Origin of the sequence: Sphingomonas sp. CFBP 13714 (assembly GCF_014842205.1) — a bacterium.
In the GTDB taxonomy this organism is placed as follows: domain Bacteria; phylum Pseudomonadota; class Alphaproteobacteria; order Sphingomonadales; family Sphingomonadaceae; genus Sphingomonas; species Sphingomonas aerolata.
The window spans coordinates 527,565-552,599 of record NZ_JACYVG010000003.1 but is presented as its reverse complement, the minus strand read 5'-3'; the positions used below and the strand labels follow the sequence as shown (position 1 = coordinate 552,599).

Annotated in this window: 18 protein-coding genes and 2 pseudogenes; 6 read left to right on the top strand and 14 right to left on the bottom strand. The window is 65.5% G+C overall.

Going from position 1 to position 25,035, the window contains the following annotated elements; translation table 11 throughout:
- The 12 genes from IFT54_RS20270 to IFT54_RS10175 all read right to left on the bottom strand — a co-directional run.
- Positions 1-203, bottom strand: a 203-nt coding sequence (locus IFT54_RS20270; protein WP_206758144.1) for a hypothetical protein, incomplete at its 3' end; no start/stop codon positions are given.
- The gene (locus tag IFT54_RS10225; RefSeq protein ID WP_192070527.1) at positions 203-439 is read right to left on the bottom strand and encodes a hypothetical protein; all 237 of its coding nucleotides are present in this window, start codon (positions 437-439) and stop codon (positions 203-205) included. The genes IFT54_RS10225 and IFT54_RS20270, both read right to left, overlap by 1 nt.
- Positions 440-1,012: 573 nt before the next feature.
- The gene (locus IFT54_RS10220) at positions 1,013-3,598 is read right to left on the bottom strand and encodes a cation-translocating P-type ATPase (protein WP_192070526.1); all 2,586 of its coding nucleotides are present in this window, start codon (positions 3,596-3,598) and stop codon (positions 1,013-1,015) included.
- Positions 3,599-4,414, bottom strand: a complete 816-nt coding sequence (locus tag IFT54_RS10215; protein WP_192070525.1) for a universal stress protein — start codon at positions 4,412-4,414, stop codon at positions 3,599-3,601.
- 396 nt (positions 4,415-4,810) lie between these two features.
- On the bottom strand, positions 4,811-6,922 hold the full coding sequence (locus tag IFT54_RS20895; RefSeq protein WP_192070524.1) for an ATP-binding cassette domain-containing protein: 2,112 nt from the start codon (positions 6,920-6,922) through the stop codon (positions 4,811-4,813).
- On the bottom strand, positions 6,919-9,525 hold the full coding sequence (locus tag IFT54_RS10205; RefSeq protein ID WP_192070523.1) for a cysteine peptidase family C39 domain-containing protein: 2,607 nt from the start codon (positions 9,523-9,525) through the stop codon (positions 6,919-6,921). The genes IFT54_RS20895 and IFT54_RS10205 overlap by 4 nt, the downstream gene beginning before the upstream one ends.
- On the bottom strand, positions 9,522-10,670 hold the full coding sequence (locus tag IFT54_RS10200; protein WP_192070522.1) for an HlyD family secretion protein: 1,149 nt from the start codon (positions 10,668-10,670) through the stop codon (positions 9,522-9,524). Before IFT54_RS10200 ends, IFT54_RS10205 begins: the two co-directional genes overlap by 4 nt.
- Positions 10,671-10,677: 7 nt before the next feature.
- Positions 10,678-12,114: an efflux transporter outer membrane subunit gene (locus tag IFT54_RS10195; RefSeq protein ID WP_192070521.1), complete on the bottom strand. Its 1,437-nt coding sequence runs from the start codon at positions 12,112-12,114 to the stop codon at positions 10,678-10,680.
- Between the two features lie 311 nt (positions 12,115-12,425).
- Positions 12,426-13,082, bottom strand: coding sequence for a TorF family putative porin (locus IFT54_RS10190; RefSeq protein ID WP_192070520.1), 657 nt, complete (start codon positions 13,080-13,082; stop codon positions 12,426-12,428).
- 67 nt (positions 13,083-13,149) lie between these two features.
- Positions 13,150-14,394, bottom strand: a complete 1,245-nt coding sequence (locus tag IFT54_RS10185) for a S8 family peptidase (RefSeq protein WP_192070519.1) — start codon at positions 14,392-14,394, stop codon at positions 13,150-13,152.
- Complete coding sequence (locus IFT54_RS10180) at positions 14,391-15,053, bottom strand: zf-HC2 domain-containing protein (RefSeq protein ID WP_192070518.1); 663 nt, start codon at positions 15,051-15,053, stop codon at positions 14,391-14,393. The genes IFT54_RS10185 and IFT54_RS10180 overlap by 4 nt, the downstream gene beginning before the upstream one ends.
- A gap of 9 nt (positions 15,054-15,062) precedes the next feature.
- On the bottom strand, positions 15,063-15,632 hold the full coding sequence (locus IFT54_RS10175) for an RNA polymerase sigma factor (RefSeq protein ID WP_342354800.1): 570 nt from the start codon (positions 15,630-15,632) through the stop codon (positions 15,063-15,065).
- Positions 15,633-16,044: 412 nt separating this feature from the next.
- Between IFT54_RS10175 and IFT54_RS10170 the strand changes: the two are divergent.
- The 5 genes and pseudogenes from IFT54_RS10170 to IFT54_RS10155 all read left to right on the top strand — a co-directional run.
- Positions 16,045-16,595, top strand: a pseudogene (locus tag IFT54_RS10170) (transposase); the annotation flags it as partial.
- Between the two features lie 164 nt (positions 16,596-16,759).
- Entirely contained in the window at positions 16,760-16,912 is a 153-nt protein-coding gene (locus IFT54_RS10165; RefSeq protein WP_334010727.1) for a transposase, read from the top strand.
- A 38-nt stretch (positions 16,913-16,950) separates the two neighbouring features.
- Positions 16,951-17,181, top strand: a pseudogene (locus tag IFT54_RS21005) (IS3 family transposase); the annotation flags it as partial.
- 313 nt (positions 17,182-17,494) lie between these two features.
- Positions 17,495-19,207 (top strand): methyl-accepting chemotaxis protein, encoded by a 1,713-nt coding sequence (locus tag IFT54_RS20720; RefSeq protein ID WP_192070516.1) that lies wholly within the window; start codon positions 17,495-17,497, stop codon positions 19,205-19,207.
- Positions 19,208-20,037: 830 nt separating this feature from the next.
- Positions 20,038-22,788 (top strand): TonB-dependent receptor, encoded by a 2,751-nt coding sequence (locus IFT54_RS10155; RefSeq protein ID WP_192070515.1) that lies wholly within the window; start codon positions 20,038-20,040, stop codon positions 22,786-22,788.
- A 435-nt stretch (positions 22,789-23,223) separates the two neighbouring features.
- Here the strand turns inward: IFT54_RS10155 and IFT54_RS10150 are convergent, their stop codons facing one another.
- Complete coding sequence (locus tag IFT54_RS10150; RefSeq protein WP_192070514.1) at positions 23,224-23,550, bottom strand: putative quinol monooxygenase; 327 nt, start codon at positions 23,548-23,550, stop codon at positions 23,224-23,226.
- A 121-nt stretch (positions 23,551-23,671) separates the two neighbouring features.
- On the opposite strand from IFT54_RS10150, the gene IFT54_RS10145 reads away from it, so the two are divergent.
- Positions 23,672-24,040 carry a winged helix-turn-helix transcriptional regulator gene (locus IFT54_RS10145; RefSeq protein ID WP_192070513.1) on the top strand — a complete coding sequence of 123 codons (369 nt, stop codon included), beginning with the start codon at positions 23,672-23,674 and terminating at the stop codon, positions 24,038-24,040.
- A 222-nt stretch (positions 24,041-24,262) separates the two neighbouring features.
- Here IFT54_RS10145 and IFT54_RS10140 read toward each other — a convergent pair whose 3' ends face one another.
- Positions 24,263-24,616, bottom strand: coding sequence for a hypothetical protein (locus tag IFT54_RS10140; RefSeq protein WP_192070512.1), 354 nt, complete (start codon positions 24,614-24,616; stop codon positions 24,263-24,265).
- Positions 24,617-25,035: the final 419 nt, after the last annotated feature.

Here is a 25,035-nt window from a genome sequence, read left to right as displayed (position 1 = left end):
CCATTTTCATTTGCAACACCTCCGAGGGAATCCCCGCGGAGGCCTTTTTGCGTTTCTGCGCTAGCGTTTGGCGCTCGCATCGATGCCAGTTCGCTGCGATGGTTTATGGTCAAATCACCGTCCTCCGGCGGCAGCACCACCATCTCAATGGGCGCGCGTAGTCGCTCGAATGCCTGCACCTTCAGTGCATCGTCCGGGAACACTACGGTAAACTGTTTGACCCTCTCGCGATAATCGCATCGGCATAGACGATGTCGATACCGCGTGCCGCCACCGCCGCCACCAGCGGCTTCACGGTAGGGGTCACGACTGCCTTGCGCGCGGCATTATGCGGGCTCCGCGAGATCGCGTACCGGCAGGCATGGAAGCTCCAGCGCAGATTTTGCGGCGGGGAGGGCGGCTCGGACGGATCCTTCCCAACCGGGAACCGACCCGTCAACACTACTCCAACCTCGCGCCAGAGTTAAATATCTATGCAGCTTGATCTTTGTCTGTTTCCCCGATCAAACCCTTTGCAATCTGTTGACCAACAGCTTTCGGTGCCACCAACGTAGCCGCGTTACTTTCGCAGCCGTGATGCCAAATATGCACCGTCGAGAACGACCCAAACCCGGACATTCGCGCATCCTCCCCCGCTACCCGACCTCGCACAATCGCTCATCTCCCCGATCACCACGTCCTTATGAGTATGGTGACTGGGAAGGAAACGACGACATCCGGCGTTCTCGTTTAGCGCAGACGCGAATGATCTGCTGCCGTCATCCCATAATCCTGCCTCCCATCGCTACATCTGATCGCATCCAAACGCCCCGTGGTCACAACTGCGTGCACGGCGTTTGCCCGCCGGCCGGAGCAGCCAAGCATGGGCGACTCCAGAAACTCCTAGCGATTGCAGCTTAGAGCCGCGCCACTAAGCAAAGTGATCGACCAGAAAACCCCGATGGTTCGTCTGCCCAACAGAGCAAAGGTAAACGGGCGGGCCGGCGAGGGCTTGTGCCTGAAAGAGCGTCGATCATTGCACGACAAGGGCTCGACTGCCCGGATCGCTCCGCCTGCGCGGCGTCGCCTTGCGGATCAGCGGCTTGCACGCTTCGAGTATGGCGAGCAGTCCGATCCCCATGCCGAGCGCCAGCGTCATATCGCTCCAGGCGATCAAGCCGAACTTCAGCAGCGTCTGCGCACGTGGCAGAAACAGGATCAGACCTGTTACGCAGGCAATCGCCGCGACGACATAGCGGAGTGCTGCATTGTGGCGGACCAGCGCATCGCGCATGGACGCGCTGAACGACCGGTTGACCAGGATCAGCGCGAGGATTTCGGCGATCAGCGCGAAGAAGATTAACGCGCGAAGCTCGCGCTCCGGCATCCCGGCCCCTTGCTCGATTAGAAACACTGCCGCCAGCATGACGAAGGCAAGAGCGCCCTGGAACACGCTCCAGACAATCATCGGGATGGAGAACAGCGCCTCGGACGGCGCGCGTGGCGGGCGGCGCATGACGTCTTCCTCGTCCCGCTCGGCTTCGAACGCGAGGGTGCAGACCGGATCGATCACCATTTCGAGCAGGGCGATATGGATCGGCCCGAACAGGATCGGCATGCCGAAGAACAGCGGCAGCAGCGCGAGCCCGGCGATCGGCACGTGCACCGCAAAGATGAATGCCATCGCCTTGCGGATATTGTCGTAGATCCGTCGGCCCAGCCTCACTGATTGGACGATCGCGCCGAAGTCGTCATCGATCAGTATGATCGCGGCGGCTTCGCGCGCGACGTCCGTCCCGCGCTTGCCCATCGCCACACCGATATGCGCCGCCTTGAGCGAGGGCGCGTCGTTGACGCCGTCACCCGTCATGGCGACGATCTCGCCCGCGGCCCTGAACGCGTCGACGATGCGCAGCTTCTGCTCGGGCATGATCCGCGCGAACACCGTCACGGATGGCAGCTGTGCCGCGAGCTGGGCATCGTCGAGCGTCGTGAGGTCCGCGCCGGTCAGGACCTCGCCCTCGGCGATTCCCGCCTGCCGCGCGATCGAGCGCGCGGTCGCGGCATAATCGCCGGTGATTATCACGACACGAATTCCTGCGCGACGACACTCGGCGACCGCGCCTGGAACACTGGCGCGGATCGGATCGGCCAGTCCGACCAGCCCGACCAGTTGATAGCGATAGCCGTGCTGCGTTTGCGCCCAGTCGCGATCCGGCGGCGCCGCGCTCGCGACGGCGAGGACGCGAATGCCGCGCACCGCCATGGCGTCGACCGCGGCGGTCATCGCTGCATATTGATCCGGGGCAAGCGCGCACAGGCTGGCGATCGCCTCGGGCGCGCCCTTGGCCGCGATGCGCACAGCGTCGCCGTCGTCCCACACGTTCGACATCGCCAGCAATTCGGGACGCAGCGCATAGGCGTGGACGAGCGTCCCGGTGGATGGCGACCGCGCCACTAACGCGGACCACGCGTCGTGCAGCGCGATCTCCATCGGGTCGCTCGGCGCAATCGCACTGGCGCGCGCGGCGGTGGCGAGCAGCGCGTGATAGCCAGGCGTCACCGGCCTATTCCCCGCGAGCACGAGCGTCGCGGAAGAGGGCAACCAAAGCTCGGCGACCGACATGCGGTTTTCGGTCAGCGTGCCCGTCTTGTCGGTGCAGAGGACCGTGGCCGATCCCAGCGTCTCGATCGCGGCCGCGCGGCGGGTGAGCACGCCGACCTTGCCGATCCGCCACGCTCCCATCGCCAGAAACACCGTCAGCACGACGGGAAACTCCTCCGGCAGCATCGCCATGCCGATCGCGATCCCGGCCAGCAGCGCCTCGATCCAGCCGCCGCGCAGCAGCCCGAACAACAAAACGACCAGTAGCGTGACCGCGCCGCCGCCGATCCCGCACCAGGTCACGATCCGGGTCGTCTCGCGGCGCAAACGCGGCACCTCGGTCTCCAGCCTCGCCAGCGACTGGCCGATCCGTCCCACCTCGGTGCGTGGCCCGATCGCGAGAACGCGTGCAAGCCCATTGCCGCGCGTGACGAGCGAGCCCGAATAGACGAAGGGCTGGCCTTCGCCACCGGGGCGGCGGGGCTCCGCGATGGCGGCATCCGCGGCCGGGAGCTTGCCCACGGGCAGCGACTCGCCGGTGAGGAGCGACTCGTCGGTCTGGAGATCGTCGGCGTCGAACAGCAGCGCATCGGCGGCGATCCGATCCCCCTGTTCGAGCACGAGGATATCGCCACACACCACCTCGCGCGCGGCGATGTGCTGCCGCGCACCATCGCGGACGACCTGCGCACGCGGTGCGGAGAGATCGCGCAATGCATCCAGCACATGCTCGGTGCGGCTTTCCTGGACCACCGTGACAACGATCGAAAACGTCGCGAAGGCGAGCAGGATCAGCGCTTCGGTAAGATCGCCGAGCAGCATATAGGCGACACCGCCGGCGAGCAGCAGCGCCAGCATCGGCTCGCGCAGCACGTCCAGCGCGAGCCGCAACACCGAATGCCGGTCGGCGCGCGGCAATTCATTGGGGCCGTCGCGTAAAAGCCGATCGGCGGCGACCGCACTGGACAGTCCGCTGCGATCGGCGTCGACGGACAGCGTGGCCGTGCCGGACATTCAGTGCGCCATGAGAACGGGCAAACGCGGATCGTCGATCAGACTGCGCGTGACGCCACCGAGCACGATCTCGCGCATCCGTGAATGCGCAAAGCCGCCGACAACGAGAAGGTCGGCACCGCGATCGAGCGCGAAGCTGGTCAGCCCGTCCTGCGCTTTCCCGCTCCGTTCGAGCGTATGCCCCTCAACGCCGAAACCGTGGCGGTGCAACAGCGCGACGACCGGTTCGAGCGCGGTTTCCGGCTGATCGGCCAGACCGTGTTTAATCGCAACGACATCGATCCGCGCACCGGGCGCGGCGAGCCGGACGAGATTCTGCAAGGCGCGCATCGCGGTCGGCCCGGGCTTCCAGCCGAGCACGGCGTGACCGACGTTACGGATCGAGCGGCCCGGCGGCAGCAGCAACAAGGGCGTGCCCGAGGCCATTAATACGGTCTCGATTGTCCGGCGGCGGAGCCAATCGATCGACCAGGTCTCATGCGGACCGATCATGACGAGATCCGCGAGAGGCGCGCTGGCGCGGACGTCGCCCGGGATCCACCCGACATCGTCGCATTGCGACACGATCTCCGCCTGGCTGTCGGGCGGCAGGAGCGCCCGCAGGCTGCTGGCATGGTCGCGGACCAATTGCCGAAGTTCGCTGGACAATGTGTAGACCGTGCCGAACGGGGCAAGATGAGGCGACAGCATGGGTGCCGCGGTCAGGACATCGAAGATCATATGTGCCTGCCGGTGGTCGGCTAAGCCAAGGACCGCGTCGATAAAGCTGCTACCGCGGACGGGGCCCTCCACGATTGCGAGAATTGTCTTGATCATGGCCACCTCGTTGGATCGGGCCAGTTTAGGTCAAGGATCATGGGCTAGATTTACGTAGTTTACGCAAAGGCAAGCCGCGACGCGTTGCGATCGTCTCGGCCAGTCAGGCCTCCCGCGCTTCGGCGCAGGGGCCGCTCTCGTCGGAAAAGAGCGGTCGTGCGCGTTGGCCAGTCTACTGGACGAAGTAAGCGAGCATTGACCGATATGCGCACAACGACCCGGTTACCAATCTTTCGAAAGGCATCTTAGGCACCAGGTGCCTAGAACCACAGGCAGGTCACTCCCAAGCTGCTTGTAAAAGTCTGGCTTTCGCAGGATTTTGTCCGTCGTCTGCCGATACCCTGAGGCGCCGATCGACGCGCTGAGCGCGACGCTGGCATAGTCAAATATGCGCGATCATCGATGCGTGATGACGACCAAGGCCTGCGACCGGCCGATCGCTGCGGCGAGGCATTGACCAAGACGCTGCGGATCCAACGACGCGAAGCTCTCGTCGAGAATCGTGAGCGATGCACGCTGCAGCAACGCACGCGCGAGGAAGATGCGGCTCCGCTCGCCATGCGACAACTGCCAGCCGGTCTCGCCCACCTGCTGCTCGATCCCGCCTGGCATCCGCGACAGCAGATCCCCCAGACCAAGCTCCTCGCATAACTCTGTCGCATCGGCGAGATCGGCGGACGTGGGCGGCCAGCGGCGCGCCATCAGCAGGTTGAAGGCGAGCGATCCTGACAGGATGTGGTTGTCGTGAAACTGCGGCGCGGCGGCGGCCAGACGGTGCCAAGCGTCGCCCCGCGTCGCCTTGTCGAGCCCGTCGAGCAGCAGCAGCCCCGATGTTGGCGTCTCCAGTCCGCTCAGCAATGCTGCCAGCGTGGACTTTCCGCCGCCCGATGCGCCGTCGAGCAGGATCTTCTCACCGTGCCTGATCGTCAGGTTGGCGCGATCGACGACTCGGCGATCGGCACCGGGATAGCGAAACATAAGTCCCTCGGCCTCGATCACCGGCCGCTCCTCGTCCGCAATCCCGTCGGTTCGCCGGGTCACGGTGACCGCCCCGCCGCGCGACGCGGCAAAGAGCTCGCGCACCCGCGACCAGGCGATCGCGGCGCGTGCAAGTCCAGCCGAACCGCCGGCGATCCCGCCAAAAGCGCGCTGGCCGAGAAGCAGCCCGCCCAGACTTATCGCCAGCGTCACGGGCGACGGCACCGGCTGTCCCGCAAAGGCCGGGACGAGGGCGGCGATGCCCGCGAACAGCCAGATCGATGGCAGCGCGGTGACTCCGACAATGCTCGCGCCATCCATCGCCGCCGATGTCGTGAGATAGCGCTGCACCACCGCGTCGTCCTGCGCGTCCCGGCGCGCAGCGCGGTCCTGGGCCAAACGGGTCCGATGTCCGACCATCGCCTCGATAAGCGCGTTGGTCATGTCCAGACGTTCCCCCGACCACTGACGCATCCGCACGAAATACCGCCAGCCAAGCAACCCGGTCAGCACGACCCAGCCGACCAGTAGGGTCAGATGCGCGGCCGGCGCTGCGCCATGGGCGAGGACCCATGCGGTGAAGACGAGTTCGATCCCCGCGAGCAGCACCCCGATACCGCTGTTGAAGGTGAGCGCTTCGAGCGCCTGCGCCTCGATCACGCGACCGATCATCTGGCCGACACCGCTGCGCTTAATCGCGTCGGGTCGCAACGCGAGCGCGCCGGCGAGCAGCCGCGCCTTCATGATCCGTCCGAGGTCGACCGCAAGGCTCGCCTCGCACCACGCGCTCGCCGTCTGCGCAACGACGGCGGTGAGCAGGATCACCATCCAGCCGAGCAGCCAGCCGGAATCCACCTCGCCCGCCAGAACGCCTTCGCCGATCACCTTCCACCCTGCGATTTCCAGCACGTAGAGTGCGACGAACGCCGCAACGATCAGCGCGAGCGTGCGCAGGCTGCCGTCCAGCCGCATCTGCCGCCAGACCGGTGCGGAGGCCGGCGCACGGAGCAGGCTGATCCCGCCGATCCGTTCGGCCTGCAGCCGTTCGTGGAGCAGCGCGGCCGCGGCGCGCGGACGACGGCGTGGCTGGATCATGGCGCGATCGAGCAGATCGTCGACCGACGCGCGGTGTTCTGCGGCGACCGGCTCGACGAGGCGATCGCGCAGCGCAGCGATCGGTACGCGGCGACGGTGCGCCTGCCGATCGAGCAGCAGCACGCCGCCGCGTCGCCGGCCGGCGAGCGCGAAGAAACCCGGGCCTTCCGCCGTGTCATCCAGCAGGATCGCGGGCCCGCCGCTTGCCAGCACGACGTCGATCGCGGCGGCCGGTGTCTCGACGTCGACCGCCTCGACTTCCAGCCGCGCCGCCGCCCATTCGGTCCACCTTGGCACGTCCTCGAGCGCGAAGGCGGCGGGAACGACCAGCGGATCGGTCGGCGGGTCGCGGATCAGCCCGGCATCCAGCGCCAGCGCCTCGATCGCTTCGCCGAGCCGGGCAAGCGGCCACCAATTGGGGGCGAGATCGGTCACCGTGCGCGCTCCACGACTAGGCCATCGACCATCGTCAGTTGCCGCCACGCCGTGCCCTCACGCAGCGCATCCTGCACCGCTGCTTCCGCGTCGAGCAGATCGCGGTAGCGCGACGGGGCCGCGGCGAGCACCGCCGGTGCACCGTCCTCGATCAGCCGCCCGTCCTCGATCACGAGGACGCGATCGAACGCCCGCGCTTCCGTAAGATCATGGGTGACGCACAGCAGCGTCGTCTCGCGCCACCATGCGCGCGCTTCGGCGAGCAGAGTCTCGCGCTGACCACGATCGAGCCCGCGAAATGGCTCGTCGAGCAGCACCAGCCTAGGATCGGCGACCATCAGCGTTCGCCCGAACCGGACGCGTTGTCCCTCGCCGCCCGACAACAGTCCGCCGTCCTCGCCGAGTATCGTCTGCAGTCCTTCGGGCAGCGCGCGGGCGATGCCGCGCAGCCGCGCCGCCGCGGAAACAGGTCCGACCTGACCGATCGCGTCGTCGGTCGCGGCGTAGAGCAGGTTGTCGAGCAGCGAGCGGTTCCACAGCTGGATCGCCGGATCGACCCAGGCCGTCGTCGCGCGCAACGCCACCGCGCAGAGCGGTGCCCCATCGATCGTGACCGTTCCTGCCGCGGGCAGATGCCAGCCGAGCAGGACTCCCAGCAGCGTCGACTTGCCCGCCCCCGAGGTGCCGACGATCGCGACATGCTCGCCTGGCGCGATGCGGACGCTGAGCTTGGTCAGGATCGGATGCCCGCCCGCGACGACATCGACCGCGTCGAACGTGATCGCGGCGGGACCCTCGCCGGTCGGCGCCGGGTCGGCGAGCGGCTCTTCCCGGGCATCGAGCGGCTCGACGAGGCGGAGCAGGACGTTGCGCTGGCCCGGATAGCTTTGCGCGAGCCCGGCAAGCCGCGATCCCAGGCCCGGAAGCTTCAGCGCCCAGAACACCAGCAACAGGTCCGCACCGCCGACACCGGACCCGCGCGACAGATGGCTCGCGACCAGCGCCGCCGCCGCCATGGTGCCGATCAAAGCCTGTGCGCCGTCCGCCGTTACTGCGGTGCGCGCGAGCCTGCGCATCGCATGCGCCCATTCGACCAGCAGTCCCTCGTGCTGGCGCGCCACCGCGCGCTGCGCGCCGTGCGCGCGGATCGGCGCGAGGCCGAGGATCGCGTCGAGATAGAAGCCATGGAGCGCGCCTGCGTGATTGCGGACGCGCAGGTCGCGTTCGTTGAGCACCGGCTGGATCACGAGCGGCATCGCGATCGTCAGCAGCGCGACGCCAGCTGCGGCAAGGCCGCTGTCCGGGGCGATCAGCGCAATCGCGAGCGCGGTCAGGGCGAGTTCGAACACGGTCTCGACGAAGCGCAGACCGATGCCAGGAACACTGCGGATCCCGTGGATATTGTGGCTCCGGTCCGCCATGTCGCTGATCGGGCGGCTTTGTAAATAGCGATCGGCCAGCCGCGGCAGCTTTGCGAGTAGCGCTATCCGCAGCCGAACTTCCAGCGCCCGTCCCATCTGCAGCGCCGCCGATCCCGTCGCCAGTTCGATCGTGAGCAGCACCGCGATGAACACGAGCAGCGCGACTCCAGCGGTCAGCCGGTCCAGCCCCATCGGCAGCCGCTGCGCGACGTCGATTAGTCCGCGGAACAGCAGCGCCTCGAGCATCAGCGCGCCCGCCGCGAGCGCGGTGGCGAACATCAGTGCTACCGGCGCGACCAGGCCGTCGGCCCGCAGCATCGCAACGAGCGTCCGGAGCGGCGTGGCGGGCGGCTCGGCGAGCGCGGCGGCGAGTTCGGGCGGAAGATCGCTGGCGGGTGCGGCCGCGGTATGCCTGCCGGCGATGGTCACCAGCACCGCCCCGCGCACCACCGCGTCGTCCCCGGCGGGGACCGCGCTCCAATAGGCTTCGGGGATCGCCGTGAACGGATCGGCTGCGGCGCGATCGGCGAGCGTCGCGATCAGTCGCGCGGCATCCGATCCGGGCGGCAGCGCGTGCGCGTCGACCATCGCCGTCACCAGCCGTATCGCTGCATCGATCGCGGCGGCGTGCTGCCAGTCCGCAGCGGTGACGGTAGCGAGCAGCCGATCCGCCGTTCCGCCCGCGACGCCGATCGCGGCAAGGCGTTCGCTCCACGCCGTCGCTGCCTCCGCCGAGCGTGCCCATCCGTGCCAGGCCGCCGCGGGGACGCGCGTGCCATGCCGGTAGATCGCGGCGCGGAACGTCGCCTCGCGCAGCCAGCGTCGTCCGATCGCCGGGTCCATCACCTGCACCCAGCCGCGAACGCGCCGCCACAGCACGACGAAATGCGTCGCCTCGTCGGCATGGCGGACGACGACGATCGCGGGCAGCGTTGTGCTGGCGAGCATCACATGGTCGGCGGGAACCAGCACCTGCTCCGCCGCCAGGCCGAGATGATTGGCGACGGCTTCGATCGTATCGATCGACGTGCCGTCGACGCTGGTCTGGCACGCCTCGCGCAGCCGCCCGTAGCTGACCGGGATGCCGTGCCCCTCGAGCAGGCACTTGAGTGCCGCCGGGCCGCAATCCATGCTCGATGTCTGGACGACTTCGGGGGCGAGCCATCGCCGCGGACCGCTCATCGCAGCGCCCCGCCTGCGGTCCGCATCAGCAACCGCGCGGGCGAGACATGCTCGACCGCGACCTCGACCGACCCCGCAAGCCCGTGCGCCAGCGCGACGCCGCGGATGGCGCCGCGTGCCGCGGACAGCTCGACCCGCATCCGGCCGTCGCGCAGCTCGCCGGCGACACGCTCGACCCGTGCCGGCACGACGCCATATTCGGTCCAGGGATACCCCGCGAGGCGAAGCGTGGCGCGCTGACCCGGACGGATCCGGCCCAGTCCGTTGGCCGGATCGAACGCCACGACAACGATCAGGTCGCCGGCCGGGAGGATCGTCGCAAGCCGCTGACCTGCAACGACGATCGCGCCTGGAGCGACCGCATGGACATCCGCGACGATCCCCGACACCGGCGCGCGAACCACGCGACCGGCAATCTCGATACGCAGTTGCGTGGCCAGCGCCGCGGTCGATGTCTGGTCGTCGGCCAAGGCGAGGCGCATGCGTTCGAGCTCCTCGCGGCGCGCGCTGTTCCGGCCGCCGCGGGACTGTGCCTCGGTTGCGATGCGGCGTGCGTCCTCGGCGAGCGCATCGCGCGTAGCAGCGGCACGGCGCGCATCGGCGCGGGCGCGGATGGCGTCGGCCTGCGACACGCCACCCGCCTCGCTATCCTCGACGTGGCGTCGCGCGATATCCGCGGCAAGACGCGAAGCTGCATCGGCTTCGGTCGCGCGCGCGCGCGCCGCACGCGTTGCCGCCGCCGCGCTCGATCGATCCGCGCTGTCGGCATCCCCAAGCAGCGCCATCTCACGGTCAAGCGACGCCAGACGTCGCGGATAGTCGCGCATTCGCCGCTCCGCCTCTGCGAGCCGGAGCCGCTGGGGTTCGGCATCGAGCGAGACCAGCACGTCCCCGACCGTCACGCGGCGCCCGATCGCGAGCCGCGTCGCGATCATCCGCCCCGATTGCGCGGGCGACACGGCTCGCGGGGCAATGCCGACCTCGAGCCGCGCACTGGTCGACACCTCGTACAGCGTCACCGACGCCAGCGTGAACCACAGCAGCCAGATCGCGAGCAGGGCTGCTGCGACGGCAAGCGCGAGCAGTGCGAGGCGCGGCGTCTCGCGAGCCAGCGCGTTATGCGTCCGGGCGAATGGTGTGGCCATGCCGCGATCACTGCCCCGCCGGAGTGAGGGGGGATGGCGGCGAAGACGTCGTCCGCCATCCACCGCCGAGCGCGCGGACAAGGCCGACGGTGGCGATCGCCCGCGCATGATGAAGCCGGACCAGCCGAGTTTGCGCGCCAAGATCCGCGCGTGCCGTGTCGAGCGACTCGAGCAGGCTGATCGAGCCGCGGGCGAGGCGTCGGGCAGCCAGCTGTTCGCCGCGAAGGCTCGCATCTGCCGCTTCGCGCGCCACCGCCTCCTCCGCCGCAAGCAGGCGCGTGGCGGCGAGCTGGTCCTCCACGTCGCGAAACGCGCGCAGGATAGTGTTGCGCTGCTGCGCCTGGGCCAGCTCCTCGTCGACCGCCGCCCTGCGAACGCGCGCGGCGGTACGCCCGCCGTCGAAGATCGGCAGCGAAAGGATCAGGTTGAAGCCAAACGTCTGCGCGGTCTGGGACAGGAGCTCGCCGAGCGTCGGCGAGGCCTGCCCGCCATTGGCCGTGAGCGCAAAGCCCGGAAACCATGCGGTCTTCGCGGCCCGATGCCGCAACCGCGCCGCCTCCACCGCATCCGCGACCGCCGCGACGTCCGGCCGTCGCAGCAGCTCGCTCGGCAGTCCGGCCGGGATCGTGGGAACCGTGAGGAGGCCCGGTGCGGCGCGACGGTCGGGGATTGCTGCGGCACCGACCAGCAGTGCCAGCGCATGCCGGTTCAGTGCGCGGTCGCGGTCGCGCGCGAGCAGGTCGGCGCGCAGCATGGCAAGTTCCACCAGTCGCCGATTGACGTCGCGCGCCGCGGCATTGCCGCGCGCGGCCTGTGCCGCAACGATCGCCAGCGCCCGCTCCGCCCGGTCGATCGCGCTGGCCAGGACGTCGCGCTCGCCATCGAGCGCGCGCAACGCGAAATAGGTCTGCGCGATCTCCGCCTGCACCGCGAGCCGCGCACCGGCCAATGTCGCTTCTGCGGCGCGCGCATCCAGCCGCGCCGCGCGCGCGGCCTTGCCAAGGCCGCCAAATAGGTCAGGCTCCCACGCCGCGCGGAGGCCAAGCTCGAACAGACGGCCGTTTTCGCCGCTGGCGGTGGCAAGATTGCCTGACTGGTCGGCGACGGCGGCGATCGCGTAAACCCGCGGCAGCCGTTCGGCGGACGCCGTGCGGACGGCGGCCCGTGCGATCGAAAGCCGCGCCGCGATGATCGCGATGTCCGCGTTATCGGTATTGCCCCGCGTGAAAAGCGCGTCGAGCTCTGGCGAGCCGAAGATCGTCCACCAGTCCGTGCGCCAGGGCAGCGGGCTCGCGACGCGCTGTGCCTCGGCATAGGTCGGGGGCACGTCCGTTGCGTCAGCGGCCGCCGCGATGCCGAGCACGCTGGCGACGAGAAGGGGGATTGCGTGCCGGACGCGGAGATGGCCGGAACAAGTCCGGCCATCTTGTCTGGAAACGATCATCTGAGATCGCAACCGCAGCGGGTCAGGCGTGCGGCTTGGGATCGTCCCTGCCACGACCGCGACGGATGTGGCCGGCGGGATCATCGGCGCCGCGTTTGCCGGCGTGCAGATCGGTCTGGATCTTCATGCTTCTTCTCCTGACATGCCGCGCAGCAAGACTCCGCGGCGGGTTTCGGTGTGTCGGATCCTGTCGAAAATGGGCGTTCTTGCGTCGCTCGAAGGTCTTTCCGACCGCATCCCATCACCGCTGCAGGCGGTGACATGCGTTAGTGTCGCGTGCGCGAAAAACGGTTCAAACCATTGGAACTTTTTTAGAAACTGCGCCGCGCACCAAGGATGAGACCGCTCTGCCAGCGTCCGCTGTCATGGTTTGGGCCATTGCCTGCCCATTGCACGGTGATGGCGAGTCTATCGAACCGGCGCGCGACACCCAGTCGCCAGTCGAGCTCGATGAATCGCGGCTTGCCGGGATCGCGCGGTTGCGTCAGGACCCCGCCATGGCCCGCCATGGCCCGCCATGGCCCGCCATGGCCCGCCAGGGACCAGGGGCCGTGCTCGACCAGCGTCGCGTTGACGTCGACATAGGCCGCTTCGCCGCCGCGGCCGTCATAATCGGGCGTCAGGTAGAGATGCGACTGCACGCGCCGCCCGATCAGTCCGACATAGGCTTCGGTCAAACGGCGTGCATAATCGCCGGTAAAGAACCGGCTATAGACCCGATTGGTGATGCCGATGTCGAAGGTCAGCGCGCCGCTGAGACGTCTGGCGTAACCGACATACTGTACCGAACGGTGCGGCCGGACGCCGCTGTCTCGCGTCGCAACGACCGTCGCCGAAATACCGGCATAAAGCCCACGGACATCGTCATAGGCCAGCGTCGCGGTGCCGATCGGTCGATCGCCGCTGACCGTCTGTCCGCGAAAGCGGTCATCCGATGCGACGGAAATCTCGAACCCGGTTTGCGCCATCGCAGGCACGGGGCCGAGGCCGATCGAGCATATTGCAAGACCGTGCAGACCGCGCGCGCGCCGCCGCCTAATTCGGCACGGAACAGCGCGCGCTGCCGGACCGCGCCAGGTGTTCGAGCGTGTCGCACGCATCAATGACGCCACCGCCGCTGCGCGCGGACACGAAAGCCTGGCCCGTCTTGCCGGGGCGCAATTCCTGCATGAGCGCCATCAGCCCGCTGACATGTGCTGCCGCATAGGAATTTCCACTGACCAGATACCATCGACCGCCCGGCTCCGTGGTCGGCACGTCCCGCCCGGGGGCAATGTAAACCCCGGTTCGCGTTCCCGCCACTCCATCGTCCGCGACCGCGACGACGCCGGGCAGCGCCGCCGGGAAGCCCGAGCCCGTCTCCGGATCGACCGCCGCGACGAACGCGACGCCGCGCGCGATGCCGATCTGGACGAGCCGGGCGAGCAGTTGATCGAACGGCCCTGTCAGGCTGAGATTGACGACGCGCGCCTTGCGCTCGATCGCGAAGGTCAGCGCCTTGGCGAGGCTCAGCGTGTCGCAGATCGTTCCTGCGGTGCCGCCGGGTTGCCAGCATGCGCGCAGCCCCATGAGGCGCGCACCAGGCGCAATACCCGCGATTCCGACCGCGTTGTTCGCCCGCGCGCCGATGATCCCTGCAACGCCGGTCCCATGGGTTTCCGCCCCCACGGTCGCGGCATCGGCGACAAAATCGCGATTGATCATCAATTGCCCGCGAAGATCGGGGTGGCCGGCATCGATCCCGCTGTCGATGATCGCCACCGTGATGCCGTTGCCGGTCGCCATCCGGTGGAGCGCCGCGAGCTGCCAGCCGCGCGTCGCGGGTTGGGCACGGAACAGGCGATTATTGTAAAAGGCCGGCGCCTGGCCCTGCGTCGCGTAGCGGTGGAGCGGCTGTGACCAGGCGACGCCTGACAGGTGCGAAATCCGCTCGGCGGTTCCCTCGAGTGATCGGCCTTCGGGGACGATCATTACCATGCAGTCGATCCCAAGGATCGGCATCGGCCAGCCGGTCTCCAGCCGCAACCCTTCCTTGCGCGCGATCCGCGCCGCCAGTCGGCGTCGCGCCTGTGCACTCGTCGGATCACCGTAGCCGCCGCCATAGTCGGTGCCCGGGCGATAGTGCTCCGGGGCGAGCCTGAGCATCACCAGTATGCGGCGATCCACCATCGCATCGGGGCTCGCCGATGGTGCGGCCGCCGCGCCTGCCGGGCGTTGCGCGGTCGCCATCGACGGGGTGGCCGTGATCGCGAGCGCGATGAGCAGAAGCGCGCGGTTCATTTCGCGGGCGCTTGTTCGATCGGTTCCGCCATCGTCACGTTCGCGTCGCGCCGCAGCCGTGCAAGCGCCGCGCCGCCCGGTACCGCAAGGACATAGGCGCCGGACGCGGTCGGCCCGTCGACCAGTCTCGCGCCGCTTGCCTGGAGCGCCCGACGGAACGCCGCCTCGCTCGCCTCGGGCCGAAACATCGCCAGCACGTTGCCGCTGCGTGTTGCACTTGCGTTGCCCAGCACATGATACGCGCCCGGCCGCCCATCGTATCGCTGCGTCAACGTCTGCGCGCCGAGCGCCAGCACGGCGACGAATTGCGCTGCGACCACCCAGCGTAGCGTCCGGGGGCGCTTGACGGCGCGACGTACCGCGCGCAGCGGATCGCGCGTGCGGCGTCGCGGCACGTCCGTCGCGACCGGCACGCCGCCCGTCGCGTCGAGCCGCGCCGCCATCGCCGCCCAGCTATCGCCGGTTTCACCCGTATCCCGCGCCACCGCATCCGCCAGATGCCGCTCCTGCACCAGATCCGCGCGGCACGCACCGCACTCGGCGAGATGCTCGGCGACGAACGCGGTCTCCACGGCATCCAGCTGCCCGGTAACGTACCAAGGCAGCAGCAGGTGCACCTCGGCATGCCGGTCGGTGGGGAAGGGAAGGATCTGGGTCATTGTCCTGTTCTAGAGCCAGTCCGACAGATCGCCGGGAAGGCTTTGCTTGAGGTGGCGGCGGGCGTGAAACATCCGCGTCTTCACGGTATCGACGGGGCAATCCATGATTTCGGCAATCTCGCGGTAGCTGAAGTCCTGGTAATAGGTCAGGTTGACGACGGCACGGTGCGACACGGACAAGCCTTCGATGGCTTCGGCCAGCGCCAGCTTCACGCGGACCGCCCGGCTGTTCTCCTCGGGTGTCGCGGCGTCGCTGGCGAGTGCTTCCGAGCGGTCGTCATCGACCGGCTCGTCCAGCTTGCGCAGCGCCGCGAGGCCCTGGCGATAGGCAATTCCGAACATCCAGGTCGACAGCCGGCTCTCACCATTAAAGCCTCCGATCCGGTTCCACACGACCATCATGGTATCGTTCCGCACCTCCCCCACGAGATGCGGGCGGCGTAACAAATTGAGGAGGAAGCGTGACAATCGGGTGTCCCACGCGCGATAGAGCATCTCGAACGCCCGCCGATCGCGCGCACGGATGCGATCGATCAGCGCGGCCTCGCCGATACCGTGTCCGTCCTTGGCGCGCGGCACCGCAGACCCGACCCCTGTCACTCCGGTCCTCCTGTTCGCCCGTTAGTGTCTGTCCGGCAGGAAATGGTTCAATCGCAACTTCGCATAGCGATACGATCAAGTCCTGGATGAGCGGTCCTCAGCGTTCACACGGGCCGATGCCTCGTTCACCTTGCCAGCAATCAGCGCGAGACGATAAGCCAATTCCGCTCAGTCTCGCGAGCATGAACACGCGGCAGAAACGTTGCTCTTCGTGCCGGATCAGGACGGTCCGCGTCCGACCAGAAAGCGGCCGGTTGGCCCCTTACCCGACCGCCTGAACGAACGTCCACTTGCGACGATAGTCTCTCAAAAGCGACCGCCCGCTTACCACCGAGGCTGCGTAGAAACGTCTTGTTAGGCTATGCTTGCCGGCGTCATCTGGAGACGTCGGATGGGTCGTTTCATCGAGGGGTGTGACCGCCGGGAGCAGCTTTTTCTCCCGACCTGCGTGGACGACTACGTTGCGGAAGACAGCACCGTGCGCATCGTCGATGTGTTCGTCGACGAACTGGATCTGGCGACGCTGGGGTTTGCCGGCGCCGCTGCGACGGGTCGGCCAGGCTATCATCCGGCGACGTTGCTCAAGCTTTACGTCTACGGCTATCTGAATCAGGTTCAGTCGAGCCGACGCCTGGAGCGCGAGGCGGGCCGCAACGTCGAGCTGATGTGACTGACGGGCAAGCTCGCACCGGATATCAAGACCATCGCCGACTTTCGACGCGAACAAGGGCTGCGATCCAGGCGGCTTGTCGCCGGTTCGTGCTGTTGTGTCGGCAGCTCGGCCTCATCGCGGGCGGCACGGTCGCGGTGGACGGGAGCCGCTTTCGCGCGGTGAATGCGCGCGACCGTAACTTTACGCCGCTCACGATCCGGCGCCGGATGGATCAGGTCGACGCAAGCATCCAGCGCTACCTAGGCATCCTCGACACCGCGGGAAAGCGTCGCGGCTGTCCCCGTTTCTTGGAAAATGCGACGAGGTCTGATCTGCCCCCCAAAATCATGCCCTTGGTAAATTTGCTCGTCAGATGGAGACGAGTGATGCGGCGAGGCCGATTTATCGGGGATTGGATCATTGGCGTGCTGCGCGAGTATGAGGCCGGCGTGAAATCGCCGAGTTGTGCCGGAAGCACGGGATTAGTGATGCGACGTTCTACAACTGGAAGACGAAATACGGCGGGATGACCGTGTCGGAGGCGGCGCGGTTGTGGGCGCTCGAGGACAAGAACCGCCGGCTGAAGGATCTGCTGGAAATAAACTGATCCGGTCTGCGAAGCGCTACGCTGCAGTGGAGGAGCTGATGGCTGACCACGGTTTCTCCGAGGGGCGTGCCTGCGGGCTTATCGGGGTCAATCGGTCGGCATGGCATTATGAGCCGCTTCGCGGGCAGGACGATGCTGCCCGCGTCCGGATGCGCGAGATCGCGAACGAGCGTCGTTGGTTCGGCTACCGGCGGCTGGCGACCCCGCTCAGGCGCGAGAGGAGAGGCATGAACCTGAAGAAGGTGTATCGGTTGTATCGCGAGGAGCGGGTGACGGTGCGCAAGCGTAGCGGCCTCGAGCGCGCGCTTGGGACGCGACCGCCGGTCGCCTTCATCCCCCCGGCACGAGCGATAGCGCGTCCTTGTGCGATCCGCTTCGACGACAGCATACGGCCGCCGCTCGCTCATCCCCAGCGCCGTCCGGAGATGCGCGACTGCTTGCTGCTTCACGGCAGGCGTCATCGCTTTTTTTTAGAACAGGTCTTTCCGGCCTGCGTTGTTCAGCATCTGTCATACAGAGTTAAGACGCGCGCCGTAGCGGCCGCCTATGACAAATCGAACGTTAAGACTCTGGTCGCGGAGCATGGTCGCACGACTGATGGTACCCGTCGCCATCATGCTGGGGCTGGTGTGCCTGCTGGGCCTGATCGGGCACGGTACCAGAGACCGTGTTCAGAAGGCGCGCGATGCGGCGAATGCCGGCCAGACCGTTCGGATCAACCTGATCGAGGTGCGGTCGATCAGCCGTTCGTTGCAGCGTGACGCGCTGAACCTGCTGCTCGAACGCGATCCTCGCGCACTTGCGATTATTCATGGGAAATTCGCGAAACGGTCAATCCAGATGCGGACGCAGCTTGCCCAGCTGGTTCGGAATCCGATCGCGGGGTTAAGCGCACGGAGCCCATATATCGCCAGTCAGATCATCGTATTACGTCAGTTGGCGATCATGGCTGACAACGCCACGAGGAATCGCCAGGATCGGGCTTGGACCGTCTTTCGCGATGACGTCCGTCCCAACGAGCGGATGGCATCCAAGATCGCCGATACCCTCATCGCGTCCCAGGAAGTCGAGGTCGAGCGTCTGTTCCGCAACGCCCATGATCTGGAGCGGCAAGAGGTCGCAATCAGCGTCGCGGCAGGCATCATCCTGTTCGCACTGTCCGCATACGGCACGGTGGTGATCGTCCAACGGACCATTGTCCGCCCGTTGCTGGACATCGAACACACATTGGCGGTGATCGCCGGAGGGAATGCAGAAGGTCGCACGCCGCATGCAGAACGAACCGATGAGATCGGTCGGATGTCACGCGCGATCGAAGTCTTTCGGGCCTCGGTCGTGGAGCGTGGACGTTTGGAAGCCGATAATAGCCGGCAGCGGTTGGCAGAGGTTCAGCGCGAACGTCAGATCGAAGATGCGCGGCGCACGGCACAGACCGCCGAGGCGGAACGTGACCGTATCGTCCGACAGGCCGCAACCACGTTGGAAGGCGAGATAGCGAATGTGCTTGCCGAACTTCGCGGAGCAGCCGGGCAATTGTCCACGACATCGGGCGAACTCGAGGATCATTCGACCGACGCGACCCGCGAACTTGATAGTGTCGGCGTAGCCGTTAGGCGAGCGATCGACGGAGCAACAGATATTGCCGCGGCAACGAACCAGTTTATGGGCGCGATAAGTCAGTCCAGCCAGAGTACACGTCTGTCTGCCGATCTCAGCGCAGAGGCTGCGGACTGCGCGGCCCGGCTCGCACAGGATATGACGGACGTCCAGAATGACGCCCGCGCAATTGGTGCGATCGTCGGAGTCATCAGGACTATTGCTGCACGAACCAAGCTCCTCGCGCTGAACGCCGCCATGGAGGCGGCCCGTGTCGGCGAGGCCGGAAAGGGGTTTGCGGTCGTTGCCGACGCCGTGAAATCTCTGGCCGCGCAGACCGCGGACGCTACGGGTGAGATTGCGGAGCAGATAGCTGGCATGCAACGCGGCACCGGGGCAGCCTATGCCGGCCTGTTGCACATTCGCGCGATGGTCGAGGACATGGCTCGCGGCACCGATGATCTCGCGTCGAGCATTGGCGAACAGGCGCAGAGCGGCCAGGTCATCAGCCGGAACGTGGATGGAACTGCTACAGACCTCGACCTGATCGGGCGCCTGGTGACACATGTATCCGTCGCGACGCAAAGCACGACGGGAATGGCAGCCAAGGTCCGCATGGACTCACGGCTGGTCGAAGACGGGGCATCGTCGATCGATGCCGCCCTGTTGCGCTTCTTCGAGACGTTGCACGCAACGTGAGGCTACGCCCCGTTGATCCGGAGCATCGCACGGGCGCGGTTCAGCGTAGACCGCTGCCCTCCAACGCGAGGACCGCGGCCCGCATTGCTACGATGCGATCGGCAGCCGTGGGCGAAAGCTCGCCCCAGGAAAATGCCGAACGGTCACGCGCGCCTTCGCGCCACATCCGCGCAGCGACATTGTCCAGGTCCGCTGCGGTCGGGGACCGGCCCGTCGACATGCAATCGACGATTTGATGGGGAACGAGCGAGGTAGCGCTGGACATCGGGAATACCCTCTACTGCAAGCGCTGTCCCTAGCTGCGTTTGATGGCACCAGAATGACAGGCGCGGTGTTTTCAAACACCTAGCGGTATGGAAATGCTTTCCGGAGCCTCGGGCCCTGACGCGAAAATCACGTCCAGCCATTGGCCGTGCTGATCCGAATATATGCCACAGCCATCGACGTGACGATCAAGTCATGCCGCATCGTAACATGCACGTCACAAGTTTACCGCATTCAGCCTGGAGCCGGATGCGGTAATTGGGGGCGCGATGTTTTAGATCTTGGCTGGTTGCTGGCGTTCGTCATTTTGACAAGCCGATGTAAGCGATAAACCGGGCGACGCGTACGCTTTCTGCTGCAACGCGACGGCATGAAGAATTGTCTGGTCTGCCCGATCAATAGTCGTCGCGTGCGCTAGAGCCAACGTATCACCGCCGGCGGACTGCCGTTCCATTAAATGAAATCTGTCATAATCTCGAACGCACACGTTCGGGGCGCGAAGTCGCACGTCCAGTGATCACCTCGCGAGGTGCTACTGGCATATCAGCACCGGGGGAAACCGAACAATGATCCGTAATTTGAAGCATGTCGACCGCATGGCGTCCCTGCTCCTGGGAGCCGCGACCGCAGCACTGTCCGTGGCGCCGGCCGCTGCCCAAACCGTCGCGGCGCCCGTCAGCCAGGAGGCCGATACGGGCGACGAGATCCTCGTCTCGGGGTATCGCCGCAGCCTCGAAGAAGCGATCGACATGAAGCGCAACACGATCGGCTTTTCGGACTCGATCATCGCCACCGATATCGCCGACTTCCCCGAGCAGAATCTCTCCGAAGCGCTGCAGCGCGTGCCCGGCGTGACGATCGAACGCGAACGCGGCCTCGGCACGCGCGTCAACGTCCGCGGCCTGCCGAGCGAATTCACCTTCGTGTCCATCAACAAGCTGGCGACCGCCTCGGGCTCGGGCGGCCGCGACGTCGAGTTCGACATCTTCGCGTCCGAACTGATCCAGTCGGTCACCGTGCAGAAGTCGCCGGTGGCGGCGGACGAGGAGGGCGGCATCGCCGGCTCCGTGCTGATCCGAACCGCGCGGCCGTTCGACAACCCCGGGCTTCGCGTGGTCGGCAGCGTTGATGGCGCGTATAATTCGATCTCCGAAAAGATCGATCCCAACTTCTCGTTTCTCGCCAGCAAGACCTTTGGCGACTTCGGCGTGCTGGTTTCGGTCGCCAAGCAGCAGCGCACCAATCGCACCGATTCCAACTCGGGTATCAACTTCCGCCCTATCGCGCGCTGGACCGATCGTACCGGCACCGTCTACCGCAACCAGGCGATCGCCGTGCTGCAGCGCGACGCCGGCATTGCTTTCACCAACGCTGACAAGAACAGAATCGTCTTCCTCGATAAGGTCGGCGACCGCGTCTATCAGAACGATCAGGACCGCCTCGGGCTGTCGGGCTCGGTGCAGTACAAGCCGAGTGACGATTTCAGCCTGGCGTTCGACGCCTTTCTCGGATCATACGACACGACCGAGGACGAATATGACGCTGCCGGCTATTCGGCATCGAGCAATTCGACGCTCGAGACGATCCACGAATTTGATGCCAAGACGCTCGCCGATAGCGGCATCGTCGTGCTGCGCGACGTCTCCTACACCAACACGCAGCACGAATTCCTGAGCAAGGAATATATCAACGAAACCGACTATCGTCAGTTCGGCGGGGAGATGAACTGGACGACGGGCAATTGGAAGATCAATGCGCTGGGCGGCTATTCCGGCGCCAGGAAGACGCTCGACTATGCCAATCTGAAGCACGTCGCCTATGCGCCCTCGCGCACGCGCTATACCGAGAATGGCGGCGAAACGATCCCGAGCGGCAATCCGAAGACGATCGACATGTACGATGCGCCGAATTCGTATCTGTTCGAAGCCTATGAGACCACGCGCGAACAGATCAAGGACGACAAATATGCCGCTCAGATCGATCTGAGCTACCAGTTTGACTCGTCGGTGCTCAAGCGCTTCAATTTCGGTGGTCGCTACACCGACAAGACCAACGAGCGTCAATATGGCGAGGAGAAGATCCAGGGCCCGACGCGCGGCAGCACCGCCTATGTCAACACCCGCAAGCTGGGCGACAGCCCGCTCGAGACCGTCACCGACATCGTCGGCGGGAAGAACTACCAGGCACGCGACCTGAGCTGGGCGCAGGTCTCGAACGCCTATGCGCGCGACTTCTTCCGGCCCGACGGTTTCGTCACGCCGTTCAGCGATGCGAACTACTACAAGGTCAAGGAAGAGACGATCGCCGGCTATGCGATGGTCGATTTCGAATTCGACGTGGCCGTGCCGCTGTTCGTCAATCTGGGTGGCCGCTATCTGCGCACCACGATCAATTCGGAAGGGTTTCAGCAGGTCCAGAACCCGAGCGGCTCGATCGGCCTGACCCCCGCGCCGGTGTCCAGCGACGGCAAATATGAGAAATTCCTGCCCTCGTTCAACGCGCATGCCGAGCTGACCGACAGCCTGTTCCTGCGCGCTGCCGCGTCGAAGACGCTGATCCGCCCGGCGTTGACCGATCTGGCGTACAAGCGGATCGCGAGCATCGGCAATTTCCGGTACACCGATGGCAATCCTGGCCTGAAGCCTACGCTTGCCGATCAGTGGGAAGTCGGCCTCGAGCAATATCTCCCGCGCGGCGGTATTCTGGCGGCGTCCTATTTCTGGAAGAAGATCAAGGGCGTGGTGCAGAGCCAGCTGACCGGCGAGGTACCCGGCGTGACGGTCTACAACGCCAACGGTACGGTCAACGGCGTCTATGACTTCGACGTCTACCAGCCCGTCAACGCCAAGGGCGCGTACAAGGTCAGCGGCGTCGAGGTGAACGCAGTGATCCCGTTCGGCATGGTCGCGGACTGGGCGGACGGCTTCGGCGTCAACGCCAACGCCACCTTCCTCGACAGTTCGCTGACGGGTCAGTCCGACCTCGGCATCGATACCTCGCCGATCGGCCTTGCCGACAAGACCTACAATGCCACGGTCTTCTACGACAAGGGACCGCTGTCGCTGCGCGTCTCGTACAACCGCAAGGGTGCCTATGTAGAGCGGATCGAGCGAAACATGTATCCGGTCTACCGCGATGCCTATGGCCAGTTCGACGTTGCCGCCAGCTACCAGATGACGCGCAACGTCCGTGTCGAGCTGCAGGGCATCAACGTCGGCAATGCGAAGACCACCGGCTACACGATGGATCCGTCCTTTCCGGCGATATACGAATCCTCGGGCAGCCGCATCAGCCTGGGTATCCGCGGGCAGTTCTGAGCCCCGGCAGGCCTCGCCGTGGGGGCGGGGCCTGTCGCGTAATCTCGTTGTGGAGAATTCTCAAGTCTCGCGTAGCGCCCTTGCCGCAGTGCTGGCCTCGTCCGTCCAGCCGAGGTCGCACCGCGGGAAGCCCCCGATCTTTCGCGCACGCTACAAAGATGTGGTGCGTAACGCCCACAACGGGACGCCCCGGTGGGCCGTCGCATTCCGGAGCGCGGACGATCGTTCAGTAGGATGAATTCCGGTAAGACCGCCGCGCCCCCACCATCCACGAAGAGCTCATGGCCCGCGACGAAGCGGCTCTCGCTCGACGCTACGAACAGGACGGCACTCGCGACCTCTTCAAGCCGCTCCAAGCGCTCGTGGTACCCCCTTGATCACATCATCTTCCTCCCGGCCGAGACAACGTTCACGCGGATGCCGCGTTCTTTCCGGTCAGGACGTCATATCAAGCGCCGCTCTGCCCGAAATCGAATAGGCGTCCGCCTGACGGTCGATGATGCCGAGTTTCCCGGCTTCTTCGAATACCGCTTGAAAATCGGGCGTGGAGAGGTGCGCGTTCAACGCCGCCTGATCTCGCCAGGCTTCAATCAGGCGGAACGTGCCGGCGGCACCTACTTCCTCCGTAACGTCGAGAAATACACAGCCGTCCCGCAGTCTGGCTGCGCTCCCCATGCGCGAAGCGATATCCCGGAACGCCTCCACGTCGCTGAGCTGGATGCGATATGTTGCATAGATCAGGATGGTCGGGGTGTCGGTCATGTCCAAGCTCCATTGTGGCGACGGAAAAGATGATCGATCCCGTCGCGCACGTTTCCGGGATATGGACGGGCACTGGTACCGCGGGTAGAACCTACCTAAAGGTAAGTATCAAAGAGGCTTGATGAACGTTCCGCGATCTGACCCTGCAAGTGACTGTGGCCTCGATGTCGCGCTGGCCATCATGGGCGGCAAATGGAAGCCGCTGATCCTGTATCATCTCCGCTCGGGTCCGAGGCGGTTCGGCGATCTCAAGCGGGCGGTTGCCGGCATCAGCGAAAAGGTGCTGATCCAGCAGTTGCGTGAACTCGTTTCGGCAGGCGTAGTGGTTCGTCACGATTATGCAGAGGTGCCGCCCAAGGTCGATTACACCGTCACGCCATTCGGCACGACGCTGATCGAGGCTCTGCTGCCCCTGTGCGAGTGGGGCGTAAGGAACCGCACCCGCGCTTCGGCCACCAATGCCTTCAAGGGCAAGCGGGAGAGCCGCTAGATTGCGCCTCGTTGATCTGGCCTTTTCAAGGTTCCATCCTTTTTGAGAAAAGCGGCAGCGCCGCGATGTCGGCTATTGCCAACCGCCTTCCCGAAAGCCGCCGTTCCTCTTTCTTCCCACGGCGAACATCAGACTAACGCGCAGAAAGGCGAAGCTACTGATCGCCTGAAATGTTTGCGGTCAGGCGCCCGGCGACGATCCTGGTGGCTGCCGTTTGAAATGCTATTCTCCTCGCGCGTCCAAGAGGCCTTCGTGCCAAATCGCAGCTAAGGTTGCCGTGTGCAGCAGCGCGATGGCGAGGTTGCTCTTTACCACCGGATTGCGCCAACCGACCGCCGGTATGGTCATCAGCTTGTAGGCGATCTGCATCGGAAACAAGACGCCGGCGATGGCGATCGACAGCGTCGTATTGCCCGAAGCCTGACCGATCAGCGCGACGGCGCTGGCCATTGCGATGGTCGCGTAAAGGCATGCAAGGATACGCCGCGCAGCACTGTCGACGCCGTAGCACACAGTCATCGCGGGCACGTCGCGCGCGATCAACGCTGGAATGACCGTCACAACGATAACATTCACGAGATGAGATAGGGTCAACAAGACCATGGCTTCATCCGATCAGAAGCTGGCGCATCGTCAATATAGCGATTCAATGCGTACCGGTCCAGCGCGGGCGCGGCTTATGCATCCGACAACAGACACGCCTGATCGGAATTGATCAACGAGGCGCTAAATCCGATCTATAAAATATCCTTGCGAGTTAGCTAAGCTGCGAGTTCGTTGAGTATCTATAGGCCGATGCTTTTCAATCAACGATATCCCGGTTTAGCGTCCTTAGTCCGTAAGGTAGTCAGAAAAGTAGAAGGCCCACAAAGTGGCCAATTTTTGCTTTTACCGCCGTCAGACGAGCTCATTTAAACCGGACATTGCCGACGCAAGAAGCGCGAGATAGATTCTAGCCATGTGGACATTGTTCCCTTGAAATATTGCGGCTCTGG

What these genes read in the sequence shown, in the direction of transcription:
- IFT54_RS10220 (WP_192070526.1), bottom strand. Translation starts at nt 3,598, where the DNA reads ATGTCCGGCACGGCCACGCTGTCCGTCGACGCCGATCGCAGCGGACTG.
- IFT54_RS10215 (WP_192070525.1), bottom strand. Translation starts at nt 4,414, where the DNA reads ATGATCAAGACAATTCTCGCAATCGTGGAGGGCCCCGTCCGCGGTAGC.
- IFT54_RS10205 (WP_192070523.1), bottom strand. Translation starts at nt 9,525, where the DNA reads ATGAGCGGTCCGCGGCGATGGCTCGCCCCCGAAGTCGTCCAGACATCG.
- IFT54_RS10200 (WP_192070522.1), bottom strand. Translation starts at nt 10,670, where the DNA reads ATGGCCACACCATTCGCCCGGACGCATAACGCGCTGGCTCGCGAGACG.
- IFT54_RS10195 (WP_192070521.1), bottom strand. Translation starts at nt 12,114, where the DNA reads ATGATCGTTTCCAGACAAGATGGCCGGACTTGTTCCGGCCATCTCCGC.
- IFT54_RS10190 (WP_192070520.1), bottom strand. Translation starts at nt 13,082, where the DNA reads ATGGCGCAAACCGGGTTCGAGATTTCCGTCGCATCGGATGACCGCTTT.
- IFT54_RS10185 (WP_192070519.1), bottom strand. Translation starts at nt 14,394, where the DNA reads ATGAACCGCGCGCTTCTGCTCATCGCGCTCGCGATCACGGCCACCCCG.
- IFT54_RS10180 (WP_192070518.1), bottom strand. Translation starts at nt 15,053, where the DNA reads ATGACCCAGATCCTTCCCTTCCCCACCGACCGGCATGCCGAGGTGCAC.
- IFT54_RS20720 (WP_192070516.1), top strand. Translation starts at nt 17,495, where the DNA reads ATGGTCGCACGACTGATGGTACCCGTCGCCATCATGCTGGGGCTGGTG.
- IFT54_RS10155 (WP_192070515.1), top strand. Translation starts at nt 20,038, where the DNA reads ATGATCCGTAATTTGAAGCATGTCGACCGCATGGCGTCCCTGCTCCTG.
- IFT54_RS10150 (WP_192070514.1), bottom strand. Translation starts at nt 23,550, where the DNA reads ATGACCGACACCCCGACCATCCTGATCTATGCAACATATCGCATCCAG.
- IFT54_RS10145 (WP_192070513.1), top strand. Translation starts at nt 23,672, where the DNA reads ATGAACGTTCCGCGATCTGACCCTGCAAGTGACTGTGGCCTCGATGTC.